The sequence below is a fragment of the Nonomuraea sp. NPDC046570 genome (genome assembly GCF_040645915.1).
Classification (GTDB): Bacteria; Actinomycetota; Actinomycetes; order Streptosporangiales; family Streptosporangiaceae; genus Nonomuraea.
The window spans coordinates 75,316-91,854 of sequence record NZ_JBEYZF010000011.1; the positions used below are offsets into that span (position 1 = coordinate 75,316).

The following is a 16,539-nucleotide window of genomic DNA, read 5'->3' on the forward strand; positions in this document are numbered from 1 at the left end:
GGGTGCCGCGGTCAGGCGGCGCTGGTCTCGTGGACCAGGTCGGTGAGGCGCTTGAGCTGGTCGGGGTCGGTCGAGGGGAGCACGCCGTGGCCCAGGTTGAACACGTGCCCCTCGGCCGCCTTGCCCCTGTTCAGGATGTCGAGGGCCTTGCCCTCGACCGCCTCCCACGGCGCCAGCAGGATGGCGGGGTCGAGGTTGCCCTGCAGCGCCTTGCCGGGCCCGACCCTGCGCGCGGCCTCGTCCAGCGGCACCCGCCAGTCGACGCCCACCACGTCCGCTCCCGCCTCGCCGAGCAGCCCGAGCAGCTCCCCGGTGCCCACGCCGAAGTGGATCCGCGGCACCTCCCCGAGCCCCTCAAAGATCCGCCGCGTGTACGGCAGCACGAACTCGCGGTAGTCGTCCGGCGCCACCGCACCCACCCAGGAGTCGAACAGCTGGATCGCCGAGGCGCCCGCCCGCACCTGGATGCGCAGGTGCTCCAGGACGATGCCGGTCAGCCGCTCCATGAGGGCGTGCCACAGGCGCGGCTCGCCGTACATCATGGCCTTGGTGTGGTCGTGGTTCTTGGACGGGCCGCCCTCGATCAGGTAGGAGGCCAGCGTGAACGGCGCGCCCGCGAAGCCGATCAGCGGCGTGTCGCCGAGCTCGCCGACCAGCCCCTGGATCGCCTCGGTGACGTACGGCACGTCGTCGGGCTCGATGGGGCGCAGCACCTCGAGCCCGGCCGCGTCGCGGATCGGGTCGGCGACGACGGGACCGACGCCGGGCTTGATGTCGAGGTCGACGCCGATGGCCTTGAGCGGCACCACGATGTCGCTGAAGAAGATGGCCGCGTCCACGCCGTAGCGGCGCACCGGCTGCATGGTGATCTCGACGATGAGGTCGGGGGTCGCGCAGGCCCGCAGCATCGGCACCCCCTCGCGCACGGCGAGGTACTCGGGAAGCGAGCGCCCGGCCTGGCGCATGTACCACACCGGGGTGTGCTGGACGGGCTGGCGGCGGCAGGCGCGAAGGAACGCTGACTCGGCGAGACTCACTCTCCAAGGGTCCCACGCCGGGGCTCCGCCCCCGTCATCAGCCACTGGGCGCAGTGTCGGAAAAGTAGGCATTGCACTACTCAAATCATCATCAGGCGCGCGGGCCAAGGTTTAGCGGCGGCATCCGCGACCCGCCTGCCGCGCGGCCACCGCGGGTACAGTGCGTCTCACGGATGGCCACTACACCCGTCCGGACTGGACCAAATGTTCGCCAAGTCACCGCGCGGCATCGATTACGGCACCACTTTCGGGACACGCCGAGCGCGTTGCGCGGAATTGTCAGCGAGGCGTGCCAACGTCGGAGCCACGACCCGAAGAAAGGCTCCGGTGCGATGACCGCGTTGTGGAGTTCCCCCGAGTGCCGCAGAGAGCACTGTGCTTCCTGCGCTGCCGAGCGGCTGTTCACGCAGCCGCCCTGCCTCGACGGACACCAGTCCGGCGAGTGCCCCGAATGGGCATGCGCCGACTGCGGCCACGCGATCATCATCGGCCTCGCCGAGCCCGTCAGGTCGGTGGAACGCCTGGTTACGGCAGCGGCTTGAGCGACTTGATCGGATCCCATGCGCACCCCTGTGGTCCCCACCCGCCCGTCTTCGACCTACGCTTCGGCTATGACCACCGGTGACGAGCCTTCGGCCCCCGCCGCCTTCCGGCGGGCCGCCGAGAGCCTGCGTCCAACCGAGGTCAGGCCGGAGATCGAGCTCGAGGACCTGCCCGCGCCGCAGCGGCTCGCGCCGCACGCCGCGGCCATCGGCGCGTCCGTGTACCGCGATGACGAGGAGATCGCGGTAGGCAGGCTGATCCTGCTGTTCGACCCCGAAGGCCAGCGCGGCTGGGACGGCCCCTTCCGCCTGGTCGCCTACGTCCGGGCGGACATGGAGCCGGAGATCACCTCCGACCCGCTGCTCGGCCCCGTCGCGTGGAGCTGGCTGACCGAGTCGCTCGACGCGCACGAGGCCGGCTACTCCGCCGCGGGCGGCACGGTGACCAAGGCGGTCTCGGAGGGGTTCGGCAACAAGGGCGACGACCCTGTCACCACCGAGCTGGAGCTTCGGGCGTCCTGGTCTCCCGCGGGGGAGGACCTCTCCGGCCATGCCGCCGCCTGGTGCGATCTGATGTGCCTGGCGGCGGGCCTCCCACCCCTCCCACCCGACGTGGCCGCACTGCCACGCCGCCGCGAAGATCCGGAGTCCTTCAGGCGTGACCGAACGAAGTAAGGGAACGAACCCCATGGTCCTGAGACCGTCCAAGGAGGTCTCATGACCGAGGAACCGACCATCGTCCCGCTACTGGAGCCCCGCGAGGGGATCCCGCCGGTCGTCACCGACGCGGTGGCGCTGGCCGAGACCGTCGAGGCGTTCGCGGCGGGCACCGGCCCGGTGGCCGTCGACGCCGAGCGTGCCTCGGGTTACCGCTACGGCGGGCGCGCCTACCTGGTGCAGCTCCGGCGGGCGGGCGCGGGCAGCGCGCTCATCGACCCCATCGCCTGCCCCGACCTGTCCGCGCTGCACGACGCCGTGACCGGCGCGGAGATCGTCCTGCACGCCGCGTCCCAGGATCTGCCGTGCCTGGCGGAGGTGGGGTTCAGGCCGCGCACGATGTTCGACACGGAGCTGGCCGGGCGGCTGCTCGGCTACGAGCGGGTCGGGCTCGGCACGATGGTGGAGACCGTGCTCGGCCTGCGCCTGGAGAAGGGCCACTCGGCCGCCGACTGGTCGACCAGGCCGCTGCCCGAGGACTGGCTGCGCTACGCCGCGCTCGACGTCGAGGTGCTGATCGAGCTGCGCGACGTGCTGCACGCCGAGCTCGTCGACAGCGGCAAGCTGGACTGGGCGCGCGAGGAGTTCGACGCGATCCTCGCCACCCCGCCGACCGCGCCCCGGCCCGACCCGTGGCGGCGCACATCGGGCATCCATCGGGTGCGCAACGTGCGGGCGCTGGCCATCGTGCGCGAGCTGTGGACCATGCGCGACCGGATCGCCCGCGAGGGTGACATCGCGCCCGGCCGGGTGCTGCCCGACACCGCGATCATCACCGCCGCGCTCGAGGTGCCGCGTACCAAGAAGGCGCTGACCGAGATCTCCGCCTTCACCGGCCGCAGCGCGCGCCGGCACATGGGCGACTGGCTGGCGGCGGTGGCCAAGGCGCGCACGCTGCCCGACGCAGACCTGCCGCAGCCGAGCACGCCCGGCGACGGGCCGCCCCCGGCCAACCGCTGGGCCGACCGCGATCCCGCCGCCGCCAAGCGGCTCGCGGCCGCCCGCGCGGCGGTCGCCGCACTGGCCGACGAGCACCGCATGCCGACCGAGAACCTGCTGCAACCCGACGTGGTGCGCCGGCTGACCTGGGAGCCGCCCGCCGACATCACCGACGAGACGGTGACCGGCAGGCTGCGCGAGCTCGGCGCGCGCGAGTGGCAGATCTCGCTGACCGCGCATCCGCTCACCAAGGCCCTCGACAGGCTGGAGACCAGGGGCGAGATCTGAGCCACTCTTGACGGCCCTCCCGGGCCGCCGTACGGTCATCTGGAAAGCGCTTTCCAGAGGAGACATCAATGAGCGTGCGTACCCTCGGCGTCGTGATGAACGGCGTCACCGGGCGGATGGGCTACCGGCAGCACCTGCTGCGCTCGGTTCTGGCCATCAACGAACAGGGCGGCCTCACGCTCGCCGGCGGCGACCGGGTCACGCTGAAGCCGGTGCTGGTCGGCCGCGACGCGAACAAGATCGCCGACCTCGCGGCCAGGCACGGCATCGCCGACCACACCACCGACCTCGACGCCGCCCTGGCCGACGACGGCAACGTGATCTACTTCGACGCCCAGGTGACCCAGGCCAGGGTGAAGTCCGTGCTCAAGGCCATCGAGGCGGGCAAGCACGTCTACACCGAGAAGCCCACCGCCGAGTCGGTACGGGAGGCCGTCGCGCTGGCCGAGGCCGCGACCGCCAAGGGCGTCAAGAACGGCGTCGTGCAGGACAAGCTCTTCCTGCCCGGCCTGCTCAAGCTGAAGCGGCTGATCGACGGCGGCTTCTTCGGCCGGATCCTGTCGGTCCGCGGCGAGTTCGGCTACTGGGTGTTCGAGGGCGACTGGCAGCAGGCGCAGCGGCCCTCGTGGAACTACCGGGCCGAGGACGGCGGCGGCATCATCCTCGACATGTTCCCGCACTGGCACTACGTGATGGAGAACCTGTTCGGCAAGGTCACCTCCGTGTACGCCAAGGCCGTCACGCACGTGCCCGAGCGGGTGGACGAGCGGGGCCTGGCGTACCGGGCGACCGCCGACGACGCCGCGTACGGCATCTTCGAGCTCGAGGGCGGGATCGTCGCGCAGATCAACTCCTCCTGGACGGTCCGGGTGAACCGCGACGAACTGGTGGAGTTCCAGGTGGACGGCACGCACGGCAGCGCCGTCGCCGGGCTGCGCGGCTGCCGGTTCCAGCACCGGGCCGCCACCCCCAAGCCCGTCTGGAACCCCGACCTGCCGGTGACCGCGCGCTTCCGGGACGGCTGGCAGGAGGTGCCCGACAACGCCGAGTTCGACAACGGGTTCAAGATCCAGTGGGAGCTGTTCCTGCGGCACGTGCTGGAGGACGCGCCCTTCCCGTACGACTTCGCGTCGGGGGCCCGTGGCGTACAGCTCGCCGAGCTGGGGCTGCGCTCGTCGGCCGAGGGGCGCAGGATCGCGGTGGAGGGGCTGTGAGGATCGACCTGCCCGGCGGGCCGTACACCCTGCGCGAGCCGGTGACCTGGCCGGTCGTCGAGCGGCCCGCCGCGAGCCGGGTCGTGTACGCGGCCGCGCACGTGGTCGCCGACCCGCTCGGCGACAACACGCCCGGCTCCCCCGCCGCCGTCGACTGGGACGTCACGCTGCTGTTCCGCCGCCACCTGTGGTCGCACGGGCTGCGCGTCGCCGACGCGATGGACACCGCCCAGCGCAACATGGGCCTCGACTGGGAGGCCACCCGCACGCTCATCCGGCGCAGCGCCGCCGAGGCGAAGGACTTCGGCGACCCGGCGACGCTGGTGGCCTGCGGCGCGGGCACCGACCACGCCCCCGAGGCGGCCACCCTCGACGCGATCACCGCCGCGTACGCCGAGCAGCTGGCGACCGTCCAGGAGGCGGGCGCCGGGGTGATCGTGATGGCCTCCCGCCAGCTCGCCCGGATCGCCACCGGCCCGCAGGACTACCGGCGGGTGTACGACAGGCTGTTCGAGCTGGCCGACCGCCCGGTGATCCTGCACTGGCTCGGCCCGATGTTCGACCCGAACCTGGCGGGCTACTGGGGCTCCCCCGACATCCCCGCCGCCACCGACTCCCTGCTGGACCTCATCCACGCCAACGCCGCCCTGGTCGACGGCGTGAAGGTGTCCCTCCTCGACGAGCACCACGAGGTACGGCTCCGCGCCGCGCTGCCGCCGGGTGTCCGGTTGTACACCGGGGACGACTTCAACTACCCGTCGCTGATCAGGTCGGGCTCGCACGCGCTGCTCGGGATCTTCGACGCGATCGCGCCCGCCGCCTCGGCCGCCCTCCAGGTGCTCGACGCCGCCGAGGCCGCGTGCGACGAGTCGGGCCGGGACCGGCTGCTCGCCGCCTACGACGAGATCCTCGCCCCCACCGTCCCGCTGTCCCGCAAGATCTTCGAGGCGCCGACGTACCACTACAAGACCGGCATCGTCTTCCTGGCCTGGCTCAACGGCCACCAGGACGCGTTCACCATGGTCAACGGGGCTCAGGCGGCGCGGTCGCTGACCCACCTGGCGGAGGTGTTCCGGCTGGCCGACCAGGCAGGGCTGCTGGCCGACCAGGAGCTGGCCGTGCACCGGATGAGGGCGTTGCTGGCGGTGCACGGACTGTGAGCCTCTCGTTGAACCAGTGGACGACCAGGCGGTGGTCGGTGGCCGAGGCCGTGGACGGGTGCGTGCGGCATGGCGTCGAGGCCATCGGGCTGTGGCGGCAGGAGGTCGCCGCCCAGGGGCTGGACGAGACGATCGCCCTGGTCGAGGCCGCGGGCCTGCGGGTGTCGTCGCTGTGCAGGGGCGGCTTCCTGACCGCGGACACCTCCGCCGCCTTCGCCGCCGCGCTGGACGACAACCGGCGCGCCGTCGACGAGGCCGCGGCGCTCGGCGCCTCCTGCCTGGTCATGGTCGTCGGCGGCCTGCCCGGTGTCACCCCCGGCGAACCCCTGGCCGCGTTCTCGCGGGACCTGGCCGGGGCGCGGGCACGGGTGGCCGAGGCGCTCGCCGCGCTCGCGCCCTACGCGGGCGAGCGCGGGGTACGGCTGGCGCTGGAGCCGCTGCACCCCGTGTACTGCCCGGACAGGGCGGTTCTGTCCACCCTGGGGCAGGCGCTCGACCTGGCCGAGCGGTACCCGGTGGAGCAGGTCGGGGTCGTCGTCGACACCTTTCACGTGTGGTGGGATCCGCAGGTGTTCGAGCAGATCGCCCGCGCGGGTGACCGGATCGCCTCCTACCAGGTGTGCGACTACCTGCACCCGCTTCCGGCCGACGTGCTGCTGGGCCGGGGCATGATGGGCGACGGCGTGATCGACTTCGCCCCGATCACCGAGGCCGTCCGCGCGGCGGGCTACACCGGGGACGTGGAGGTCGAGATCTTCAACGCCGCCGTCTGGGCCGCCGACCCCGACGAGGTCGTCACCACGATGAAGGCCCGCTACGCCTCCCTCGTGGAACGGCCTCAGCGGGCCGTGTAGCGCTCGACCCAGGTCGCGGCGGCCGGGAGGATCTCCTCGACGGAGGGCACCTGCGGGTACCAGGTGCGTTCCCACTCCAGCGACGCCCAGCCGTCGTACCCGTGGTCGCGCAGCAGGGCGCCCGCCTCGTCGAGAGGGGCGGCGCCCGTCCACAGGGGGACCGGGGTGGTGTCGTCGGCCGACACGGCGTCCTTGATCTGGACGTATGCCAGATGCGGGGCCAGGTGGCGCAGGGTGTCGGCGGGGGACTCGCCGTTACGCCAGGGGTGGAGCAGGTCCCAGAGCGCTCCCGTGGTCTCGGGGCGGTCCGTCTCGTCGAGGAGGCGGGCCACGGCGGCGCCGGTGGCCATCAGGTCGTGGGTCTCGACGAGGACGCGTACACCGAGGGCGCCCGCCGTGTCCGAGACGGCCCTGAGCCTGCGGGCGCCGACCGACGGGTCCGCTCCTCGCGGGAAGACGCGCACCCCCGGGGCGCCGAGGGCGGCGGCCAGCTCAAGGTCGGCGCGCAGCCCGTCGAGCACCGGCTCGTCCGGACCCGGCTCACAGATACGGATGTATCCGGCCAGCGCGGCGACCTCTAGGCCCGCCTTCTCGATCCGCCGCCGCGCCTCCACCCGTTCCGCGTCCGTCAGTCCGGCGTGGACACCGGTGTCCGGATGCAGGCGCAGCTCAAGCCCTTCGCACCTGTACTCACGAGCGATCCCGATCGCGTCGTCGAGCCCCAGCCCGGGCATCCCGAGCGTGCTGACCGCCAGTCTCATCCTGCCTCCACCTCATCAGTCGTTGTCCTCGGGGCGCCGGGCAGGCGGCGGACGCTGTCGCGGAGGACGACGGTTCCCGGCACTCTCTCCACCGTGGGCGTCCGCTCACCCGACAAGGCCAGTTCCAGCGCCCGCGCACCCATGCCGGCCAGCGGCAGCCGTACCGTCGTCAGGGCCGGCACGTGGTCGCGCAGCGTCACGATGTCGTCGAACCCGGCCACCGACACCTCGTCCGGCACCCGCACCCCCCGCTCCCGGTACGCGGCCAGCGCGCCCACCGCCATGACGTCGTTGACCGCGAACACGCACGTCGCCTCACCGGTACGGGTGGCCGCCTGGTATCCGCCGTCCCGGTCGAACGCCCCGTGCACCACCTCCGGCTCCGGGAGGCCCAGCGCGGCCAGCTCCTCCAGGAACCCGGCGCAGCGATCGGCCGCGGTCAGCAGGTCCGGCGGCCCGGCCAGGACGGCGAAGCGGGTGTGACCAAGCTCGGCCAGCGAACGGGCCAGCGCTGCCGCCCCCTCCCGGTTGTCGGGCGCGACGGTGTCGGCGCCGAGCAGATCCTGCCCGACGCAGGCGACCCGGCCGCCGCTCTCCTTGTAGCGGTCCAGCTCCTCGCGCAACCTGGCGGTGACGCCGGGGTCGGCGACCCGGGAACCGGCCAGCAGCACGGCACGCACCCGCTGGGCGTTGAGCGTGGCCACGTACGCGATCTCCTGCTCGGGGTCGCGGTGCGTGGTGGCGACCATCACGAGCTGGCCGTGCCCGGCGGCGACCCGCATGGCGCCGTCGGCGATCGCGGCGAAGTACGGGTCGGTGAGGTCGTGCACGACGATGCCGATGACGTTGCTCGCGCCCCGGGCCAGCGTCTGGGCGGCCACGTTGGTGCGGTATCCCAGGTCGGTGGCGGCGCGTTCGACCCGCGCCCGCATCGAGGCGCCCACCTGGCGGGTGCTGCCGTTGAGCACGCGCGAGGCGGTGGCGAGTGAGACGCCCGCCTGCCTGGCGACGTCTTCCAGCGTGACCACGAGGACCTCCAGGAAAGCGATTTCCCCAGTCTGGCAGACGGGAAGGTGCGGGCGCATCCACGCGCGATGCTACGGCCGGCAGGGCTTCCCCGCACGAAACCCGCCACCGCATCGGCCTCTAACCGAGCAGCCAGTCCAGCAAGCCGCCGCCGCGCTTCTCCTCGGGCTGCTCGTTCTGGATCGGGGGTTCCTGCGTCGGGGCGGTCTCCTGCGTGGGCTCCTCGGTGGGCTCGGACTTGACCTGCTGCTCCGGCGTGGACTTCTCCTCCTGCTGCCCGGTCTCGCCGCGCAGCGTCTCCTGTGGCTTGGCGGTGGCCTGGCGGGTGGGGGTGCCGATGCGCGTCGGGGTGGCGCGCGGGGTGGGCGTGCGGGTGGCCCGGGGCGGGTCCACCACCGGGTCGGGCGTCTCGCTCTCGGTCGCCGACGCCTCGGGGGTCAGCTCCGGCTCCGCCTCGGTGGGCTCGGGCTCGGGCAGCGGCGCCTCGGAGATGGACGGCGCCACCTGGCCGATCGACGCGCACCCCGCACCCGCGCACGCGCCGTCGGACGACGACCCGCTCAGCAGCCAGCCGCCCATCGCCCCGACCAGCACCACAGCCGCGGCTCCCACCAGCAGCACCTTGGTACGGCGCCGCACCTCGCCGTCGGCCTCCTGCTCCTCGGTCCACCCCGACCCGAGGAACCCGCGCGAGAGCTTGTCCGCATCAGCCTCGTATCCGAGGTCGAGCGGCAGGTAGCGCGCCTCTCCCGCCCCCTGCTCCCCCGTCGGCCGGTAGCCCTGCGCGAGCAGGGCGTCGTCTGACGCGAGGTATCCCTGCGCGGGCGTCTCGACCGACTCATCACGGGGCTGGTATCGGCTGTCCGCTTCCACCGGCCGGTCGACCGGAATCGCGTGGATCGCGCCCGTCACCGGCGAGGCCGGAGTGTCCTCGACCACCACCGCCGGCTGCTCGTCGGTGTCCGCCGAGTCGGGCGTCCACCGGTCGGAGAGCACGTCACCGGTCAGGTCCCGCTGCGGGGAGCCCGCTTCACATGGTCTGTCGTTCTCGTCGCGCGACACGAGGAACCTCTCTAGGACGAATCGTGATCGCGCACTTTCCTAACAGACTCGACCACACCTTGTCCGGAAATTTCACTCCATCAGAGTAAAGAGCTGGCGCTCCAATCTCTCCAGGACGGCTCCCGGGGCCCGACTTCCGGCCCGCCGTCCACAAAGCCGGTGAAAGCTTCACCTGATCACCGGCCGCGACGTCATGATTACCCCATGCTCTCGACCGAGACCGCCCCCCTCCCCGGCGCCGAGGTCCTGACCGCGCTGCGAGTCAAGGCGCGGCAGGCCCGCCGGACCGCCCTCATCTCGCTCACCACGTCGATCGCGACCCTGCCCACCGCCCAGCTCCTCGCCGAACGGGCCCCGACCCGCGAGACGACCCAGCCCCTGGCCATCCTCGCCCTGACGCTGTTCCTCCTGGCCCTGCCCGCGATGGCGATCACCCAGGTCCTCTGGTGCCGCCGCGCCCGCCGGGTGCGCGCCCGTGAACGGGAGCTGTTCGCCGCCTCCACCCCGCCCCGCCCGCTGCCCCGCCTCGCCCTCGCGTCCACCTGGGCGCTGACCCTGCTCCTCGGCCTCACCATCCCCCGCCTGTTCAAGGAGGCCGCGCTCTACGACACCGCCGACGTCCTGGTCTCGGCAGGCGAGACTCTCACCCTCACGGGGTACGCGACTGGCCTCTTCTTCGCCCTCTGGTGGATCAGGGACGCGCTCCGCAAGCGGTCCCCGGGCGACCCCTGGGACCCGGGAGAACAGCGCGCCCGCCGTCCCGCGAGCACGCTCCTCTGGATCATCGCCGCCACGGCGACCACCGCCCTGCTCGCGGCCCGCGCCCACCTGTGGGAGCCCCCGACGCCCCTGCTGTACGTCCTGCTGTCCGGCGCCCTGCTGTCGCTGGCCGTCAGGGGACTAGTTACCGACGAGTAGCATAGGCGCGGAAGCTGTCCAGCAACGAGGAGCGAATCCGTGCCTTCCTCTCGTGACGTCGTGTTCGTCGACGGCGTGCGCACGCCGTTCGGCAAGTCGGGCCCCAAGGGCCTGTACGCGGAGACCCGCGCCGACGACCTGGTCGTCCGCGTCATCCGCGAGCTGATCAGGCGCAATCCCGGGCTGCCACCCGAGCGCGTGGACGAGGTCGCGATCGCGGCCACGACCCAGATCGGCGACCAGGGCCTGACGATCGGCAGGTCGGCGGCGGTGCTCGCGGGCCTGCCGAAGAGCGTGCCCGGCTACGCGATCGACCGCATGTGCGCGGGCGCGATGACCGCGGTCACCTCGGTGGCGGGCGGCATCGCCTTCGGCGCCTACGACGTGGCGATCGCCGGCGGCGTGGAGCACATGGGCCGCCACCCGATGGGCGAGGGCGTCGACCCCAACCCCCGGTTCCTGTCGGAGAAGCTGGTCGACGGCAGCGCGCTGGTCATGGGCATGACCGCGGAGAACCTGCACGACCGCTACCCGACGATCTCCAAGGAGCGGGCCGACTCCTTCGCCGTCTCCTCCCAGGAGAAGGTGGCCAAGGCGTACGCCGACGGCAAGATCCAGCCCGACCTGGTGCCCGTGGCGATCAGGACGGCGGAGAAGGGCTGGGGCCTGGCCGTCGAGGACGAGGCCCCCCGCCCCGGCACCACGCTCGACGGCCTCGGCGCGCTGAAGACGCCCTTCCGCGCACACGGCCGGGTGACCGCGGGCAACGCCTCCGGCATCAACGACGGCGCCACCGGCTGCGTCCTCGCCGCCCGGGACACCGCCGACGAACTCGGCCTGACCCCCAAGATGAAGCTCGTCTCGTACGCCTTCGCGGGCGTCGACCCCGAGGTCATGGGCGTCGGCCCGATCCCCTCGACCGAACGCGCCCTGCGCCTGGCCGGCCTGTCCGTCGAGGACATCGGCCTGTTCGAGATCAACGAGGCGTTCGCCGTCCAGGTCCTGGCCTTCCTGGAGCACTTCGGCCTCGCCGACGACGACGCCCGGGTCAACCCGTACGGCGGCGCGATCGCCTTCGGCCACCCGCTCGCCTCCTCGGGCGTGCGGCTCATGACCCAGCTCGCCCGCCAGTTCGGCGAGCGCCCCGACGTCCGCTACGGCATCACCACGATGTGCGTCGGCATGGGCATGGGCGGGACTGTCATCTGGGAGAACCTCGCCTGGGAAGGTGCGAAGTGACGGACATCAGGGAACTGTTCGCCGACGAGGTCGTGACCAAGGCGCTGGTACGCGACGTCGCGCTGCCCGACGGCGCCGGCACGATGGCGCTGATCACCCTCGACAACGGCTTCGACCACACCAAGCCGAACACCTTCGGCCCGGGTGGCCTGAGCGCGCTGGACGAGGCCCTGGACGCCGTCGCCGCGCGCACCGACCTGGTCGCGGTGGGCGTCACCGGCAAGCCGTTCATCTTCGGCGTCGGCGCCGACCTCAAGGGCGCCGCGCTGGTGCGCGAGCGCGCCGAGGCGCTGGCGATCGGCTCGCTCGGCCACGCGGTCTTCCGCCGCCTCGGCGAGCTGCCGGTGCCCTCGTTCGCGTTCGTGAACGGCGCGGCGATGGGCGGCGGCCTGGAGGTCGCGCTGCACTGCACCTACCGGACGATCTCCTCCGGCGTACCCGCGGTGGCGCTGCCCGAGTGCTTCCTCGGTCTGGTGCCCGGCTGGGGTGGCACCCAGTTGCTGCCCCGCCTGATCGGCCCCGCCGCCGCGATCAAGCTGATCATCGAGAACCCGCTCGCGCAGAACCGCATGGTCAAGGGCCGCGACGCCTTCCGGCTCGGCGTGGCCGACGCCATGTTCGAGCCCGCCGACTTCCTGGAGGAGTCGCTGCGCTGGGCCTCGCGCGTGCTGCGCGGCGCCGAGACCGTGGAGCGTCCCGACCACTCGGCCGACGACTGGGACAAGGCGGTGAACGACGCCAGGTTCCTGGTCGACATGAAGCTGCGCGGCGCCTCCCCCGCCCCCTACCGGGCGCTGGACCTGATCTCCCTGGCCCGGACCGCGTCCCGCGACGAGGGTTTCGCCGCCGAGGACGAGGCGCTGGCCGACCTGCTCATGAGCGACGAGCTGCGGGCCGGGCTGTACGCCTTCGACCTGGTGCAGCGCCGGGCCAAGCGGCCCGCGGGCGCGCCGGACAAGGCGCTGGCGCGCAAGGTCGCCAAGGTCGGCGTCGTCGGCGCCGGACTGATGGCCTCGCAGATGGCGCTGCTGTTCGCCCGCCGCCTGGAAGTGCCCGTCGTGCTCACCGACCTGGACCAGGCGCGCCTGGACAAGGGCGTCGGCTACGTGCACGCCGAGGTGGACAAGCTGCTGGCCAAGGGCCGCGTCTCGGCCGACCAGGCCAACCGGCTCAAGGGCCTGGTGACCGGCTCGCTGACCAAGGACGCCTTCGCCGACGCCGACTTCGTGATCGAGGCCGTCTTCGAGGACATGGCCGTCAAGCGGAAGGTGTTCGCCGAGGTCGAGGCCGTCGTGTCCGCCGAGTGCGTGCTGGCCACCAACACCTCCTCGCTGTCGCTGAGCGAGATGGGCGCCGGCCTGAACCACCCCGAGCGGCTGGTCGGCTTCCACTTCTTCAACCCGGTCGCGGTGATGCCGCTCCTGGAGATCATCAAGGGCGTCGCCACCGACGACGCGACGCTCGCCACCGCCTTCGCGGTCGGCCGGTCGCTGAAGAAGTCCTCGGTCCTGGTGAAGGACGCGCCCGCGTTCGTGGTCAACCGGCTGCTGACCAGGTTCATGGGCGAGGTCATCGCCGCCGTGGACGAGGGCACGCCGCTGGAGGTCGCCGAGCACGCGGTGGACGACCTCGGCCTGCCGATGAGCCCGTTCGCGCTGCTGCAGCTCGTCGGCCCCGCCGTCGGCCTGCACGTCGCCGAGACCCTGCATGAGGCCTTCCCAGACCGTTTCGGCGTGTCGGCGAACATGGCCGCGCTGGTCGCCTCGGGCAAGCCGGGCGTCTACCGGCCCGACTTCTCCCTCGACCCGGAGGCGGTGGCACTGTTCGGCGGCGGCACCTCCCCGTCGACGGCCGAGCAGGTACGGCTGCGCGTGCTGCGGGCGCTGTCGGAGGAGATCCGGATCATGCTCGACGAGGGCGTGGTCGCGGCGGCGCAGGACATCGACCTGTGCATGATCCTCGGCGCCGGATGGCCGTTCCATCTGGGCGGCGTCACGCCGTACCTGGACCGGGCCGGGCTGTCGGAGCCGCGGTATCTGCCCGCGGGTGTGGCTTCGGTGCCGGTCTGACCTGGGCGGACACGCCATACCGAGTGGTTCTCGCTCCCGGACGGGCGGGGGCTCGCCGCGTAGCCTGAGCAGATGAAGATCACTCTCAGTGCCGCGGCCATCGCCCTGTCGGGCGCGTTCCTGATGTCGGCGGCCGTTCCGGCGGCCGCCGACCAGGGGCCGAAGGCCGTGCTCAAGGTGCGGTTGGCGATCGCCGGCGAGAAGGTGCGGACCGTCAAGCTCACCTGCGACCGCGACGGCGGCTCCCACCCGACGCCGCGGGCCGCCTGCCGGCTGCTGCGCGCCGTCGACGGCAGGCCGGGGGAACTCGAGCTCGAGTCCCACCCGACCTGCACCAGGGAGTTCCGCCCGCACATGGTGGCGATCTGGGGCCAGTGGCGCGGCCAGCAGGTGAAGTTCTCGCACGTCTACGCCAACGAGTGCGTCATGAAGGCCGCGGGCGGCGCCGCCTTCACCATCTGACCGTCTCTCCCGAGGATCGCCGCCGCGGCCACGGGGCCAGCGCGGCCAAGGCGGCGAGCACGAGAGCGGCGGCCACCACGGCGGCGGTCGTCCGCCACCAGGGGGTCTCGCTCTCCACCACCGCGACCGTGGCGGCGCCGGTCAGCGGCTCGGCCGCGGCGGGGGCCGCCGCCGTGCCGGACGCGGCGCCCTTGCGGGGAAAGCCCGGCGGGCGAATGGCTCCCCAGGGGTCCTTGCCGCCGTTCATCTCCAGGAAGCGCGGGATCGTCGAGGTGGTCTGCGGCGGCAGCGGCGCGATCTTCAGCGCCCCCGGGACGCTCAGCGTGCCGAGTTCGACGGGCTGGAACCTGCCCTGGATCGCCTCGACCCGCCAGGTCCCCTTCGGCAGGGCGACCGCGGTCGCGTAGTGGGCGGGCTCCTTCAGCTCGACGGCGGTGAACTCCAGGGTCCTGGTCCCGGCGGTGAACTTGAGACCGACCTTGCCGAGGTTCGTGCCCGAGTACGGGTGGTTGCCGTGCTGCAGCAGCCAGTGGCCGACGGTGTAGGTGGCGTCCGGCTGGAAGGCTGCGGGCACCGGGTCGAGGTAGGTGGCCGCCCAGCCGCCCGCGTCACCCGCCCGCGCGGGGACACCGAGCGCCAGCGTCGGTGCGATGAGTGCGAGAACGAGCAGAATGCGTCTCATGCGATGGGTACACCGCCCACGCCCCGCCGGTTCCCGTCAGAGCGGGGTACGGCTGGCGCGGCTGTGGCGGTAGCCGTACACGAAGTAGAGCACGGCGCCGATGATCATCCAGACCACGAACCTCAGCCACGTCTCGACCGGCAGGTTGAGCATCAGGTAGAGGCAGGCCAGCACCGACAGGATCGGCAGCACCGGCACCATCGGCGTGCGGAAGGCGCGCGGCAGGTCGGGACGGGTGTGGCGGAGCACGATCACGCCCGCCGACACCACCACGAACGCGAACAGCGTGCCGATGTTGACCAGTTCGGCCAGCGCCCCCAGCGAGATGAACCCGGCCAGCACCATCGTGACGAAGCCGACCAGGAGCGTCACCCTGGCGGGCGTGCCGAAGCGCGGGTTCACCACGGCGAGTTGGCGGGGCAGCAGGCCGTCGCGGCACATCGCGAACAGCACCCGCGTCTGGCCGAGCATGAGGATCATGACGACCGTGGTGAGCCCGGCTATGGCGCCGATGCTGATCAGCGTGGCCGCCCACGGCTGGCCCACCGAGGTGAACGCGTCGGCCAGCGGCGCCTTGGTGCTGAGCTGGGTGTAGTGCTGCATGCCGACGACCACGAGCGAGACGGCGACGTACAGGACCGTGCAGATGACCAGCGAGCCGATGATGCCGCGCGGCAGGTCGCGCTGCGGCTCGATGGTCTCCTCGGCGGCGGTGGCGACGATGTCGAAGCCGATGAAGGCGAAGAACACGATCGCCGCGGCGGAGAAGATGCCGATGACGCCGTAGGCGACGGGCGTGATGCCGAACAGCACCTGGATCATCGGCGCGCCGAGCCCTTCCACTTCGGGGGTCGACCTGGCCGGCGGGATGAACGGCTGGTAGTTCTCGGCCTTGATGAAGAACAGCCCGGCCACGATGACCAGCATGATCACCGAGACCTTGATCACCACGATGACGAGGTTGACCCGCGAGGAGAGCTTGATCCCGGCGACCAGGATGCCGGTGAGGATCGCCACGATGACCATGGCGGGCACGTTCACCACCGGTTCCTCTCCGGCGATGGCGGCGGGCAGTTCTATCCCCAGCGTGGACATCAGCGAGCCGAAGTAGCCCGACCAGCCGACCGCGACGACCGCTCCGGCCAGCGCCATCTCCAGCATCAGGTCCCAGCCGATGACCCACGCGGGGAACTCGCCCAGCGTGGCGAAGGAGAAGGTGTAGGCCGATCCGGCGACCGGGATGGTCGAGGCGAACTCGGCATAGCACAGGGCGGCGAGGCCGCAGACGATCCCCGCGGCGATGAAGGAGAGGGCCACGGCGGGCCCCGCGGTCTCCTTGGCCACCTTTCCGGTCAGCACGAAGATGCCGGTGCCGATGATGACACCGATGCCGAACACGGTCAGGTCGACCGCCGAGAGCCGCTTTCGCAGTCGATGCTCGGGCGCCTCGGTGTCGAGGATCGACTGTTCCACGGTCTTGGTGCGAAAGATCTCCACATGGTGATGTTGCCCACACTGTGCGTGAACATGCCCCTCCGGCCGAACCCCGGCGGTCGTGCGCGGACGACC

At 72.1% G+C, this 16,539-nt stretch carries 15 protein-coding genes; 9 read left to right on the top strand and 6 right to left on the bottom strand.

Going from position 1 to position 16,539, the window contains the following annotated elements:
* Positions 1-11: 11 nt before the first annotated feature.
* Positions 12-1,037, bottom strand: coding sequence for a uroporphyrinogen decarboxylase (hemE, locus tag ABZ911_RS19500; RefSeq protein WP_358057118.1), 1,026 nt, complete (start codon positions 1,035-1,037; stop codon positions 12-14).
* Positions 1,038-1,648: 611 nt separating this feature from the next.
* Between hemE and ABZ911_RS19505 the strand changes: the two genes are divergently transcribed.
* From ABZ911_RS19505 to ABZ911_RS19525, 5 genes are all read left to right on the top strand, one after another.
* Positions 1,649-2,254: a DUF3000 domain-containing protein gene (locus ABZ911_RS19505; protein WP_358057121.1), complete on the top strand. Its 606-nt coding sequence runs from the start codon at positions 1,649-1,651 to the stop codon at positions 2,252-2,254.
* 42 nt (positions 2,255-2,296) lie between these two features.
* Positions 2,297-3,523: a ribonuclease D gene (locus tag ABZ911_RS19510; RefSeq protein ID WP_358057124.1), complete on the top strand. Its 1,227-nt coding sequence runs from the start codon at positions 2,297-2,299 to the stop codon at positions 3,521-3,523.
* Positions 3,524-3,591: 68 nt separating this feature from the next.
* On the top strand, positions 3,592-4,737 hold the full coding sequence (locus ABZ911_RS19515) for a Gfo/Idh/MocA family oxidoreductase (protein WP_358057127.1): 1,146 nt from the start codon (positions 3,592-3,594) through the stop codon (positions 4,735-4,737).
* Positions 4,734-5,897, top strand: a complete 1,164-nt coding sequence (locus ABZ911_RS19520; RefSeq protein ID WP_358057130.1) for a dihydrodipicolinate synthase family protein — start codon at positions 4,734-4,736, stop codon at positions 5,895-5,897. The genes ABZ911_RS19515 and ABZ911_RS19520 overlap by 4 nt, the downstream gene beginning before the upstream one ends.
* The gene (locus ABZ911_RS19525; protein WP_358057133.1) at positions 5,894-6,751 is read left to right on the top strand and encodes a sugar phosphate isomerase/epimerase; all 858 of its coding nucleotides are present in this window, start codon (positions 5,894-5,896) and stop codon (positions 6,749-6,751) included. The genes ABZ911_RS19520 and ABZ911_RS19525 overlap by 4 nt, the downstream gene beginning before the upstream one ends.
* Here the strand turns inward: ABZ911_RS19525 and ABZ911_RS19530 are convergent.
* The 3 genes from ABZ911_RS19530 to ABZ911_RS19540 all read right to left on the bottom strand — a co-directional run bounded on the left by ABZ911_RS19530 (position 6,736) and on the right by ABZ911_RS19540 (position 9,600).
* On the bottom strand, positions 6,736-7,512 hold the full coding sequence (locus ABZ911_RS19530; RefSeq protein ID WP_358057136.1) for a sugar phosphate isomerase/epimerase family protein: 777 nt from the start codon (positions 7,510-7,512) through the stop codon (positions 6,736-6,738). The two genes, ABZ911_RS19525 and ABZ911_RS19530, sit on opposite strands and share 16 nt — an antisense overlap.
* Positions 7,509-8,540: a LacI family DNA-binding transcriptional regulator gene (locus ABZ911_RS19535; protein WP_358057139.1), complete on the bottom strand. Its 1,032-nt coding sequence runs from the start codon at positions 8,538-8,540 to the stop codon at positions 7,509-7,511. Before ABZ911_RS19535 ends, ABZ911_RS19530 begins: the two co-directional genes overlap by 4 nt.
* A 118-nt stretch (positions 8,541-8,658) precedes the next feature.
* The gene (locus ABZ911_RS19540) at positions 8,659-9,600 is read right to left on the bottom strand and encodes a hypothetical protein (protein ID WP_358057142.1); all 942 of its coding nucleotides are present in this window, start codon (positions 9,598-9,600) and stop codon (positions 8,659-8,661) included.
* A gap of 204 nt (positions 9,601-9,804) precedes the next feature.
* On the opposite strand from ABZ911_RS19540, the gene ABZ911_RS19545 reads away from it, so the two are divergent.
* From ABZ911_RS19545 to ABZ911_RS19560, 4 genes are all read left to right on the top strand, one after another.
* Complete coding sequence (locus ABZ911_RS19545) at positions 9,805-10,518, top strand: hypothetical protein (RefSeq protein ID WP_358057145.1); 714 nt, start codon at positions 9,805-9,807, stop codon at positions 10,516-10,518.
* Between the two features lie 60 nt (positions 10,519-10,578).
* The gene (locus ABZ911_RS19550; RefSeq protein ID WP_358057609.1) at positions 10,579-11,757 is read left to right on the top strand and encodes a thiolase family protein; all 1,179 of its coding nucleotides are present in this window, start codon (positions 10,579-10,581) and stop codon (positions 11,755-11,757) included.
* Positions 11,754-13,826 carry a 3-hydroxyacyl-CoA dehydrogenase NAD-binding domain-containing protein gene (locus tag ABZ911_RS19555; protein WP_358057148.1) on the top strand — a complete coding sequence of 691 codons (2,073 nt, stop codon included), beginning with the start codon at positions 11,754-11,756 and terminating at the stop codon, positions 13,824-13,826. The genes ABZ911_RS19550 and ABZ911_RS19555 overlap by 4 nt, the downstream gene beginning before the upstream one ends.
* A gap of 72 nt (positions 13,827-13,898) precedes the next feature.
* On the top strand, positions 13,899-14,288 hold the full coding sequence (locus ABZ911_RS19560) for an SSI family serine proteinase inhibitor (RefSeq protein ID WP_358057151.1): 390 nt from the start codon (positions 13,899-13,901) through the stop codon (positions 14,286-14,288).
* Here the strand turns inward: ABZ911_RS19560 and ABZ911_RS19565 are convergent.
* A complete protein-coding gene (locus tag ABZ911_RS19565) occupies positions 14,278-14,970 on the bottom strand; it encodes a hypothetical protein (protein ID WP_358057154.1) in 693 nt (230 codons plus the stop codon). The two genes, ABZ911_RS19560 and ABZ911_RS19565, sit on opposite strands and share 11 nt — an antisense overlap.
* A gap of 36 nt (positions 14,971-15,006) precedes the next feature.
* A complete protein-coding gene (locus tag ABZ911_RS19570; RefSeq protein WP_358057157.1) occupies positions 15,007-16,467 on the bottom strand; it encodes an amino acid permease in 1,461 nt (486 codons plus the stop codon).
* Positions 16,468-16,539: the final 72 nt, after the last annotated feature.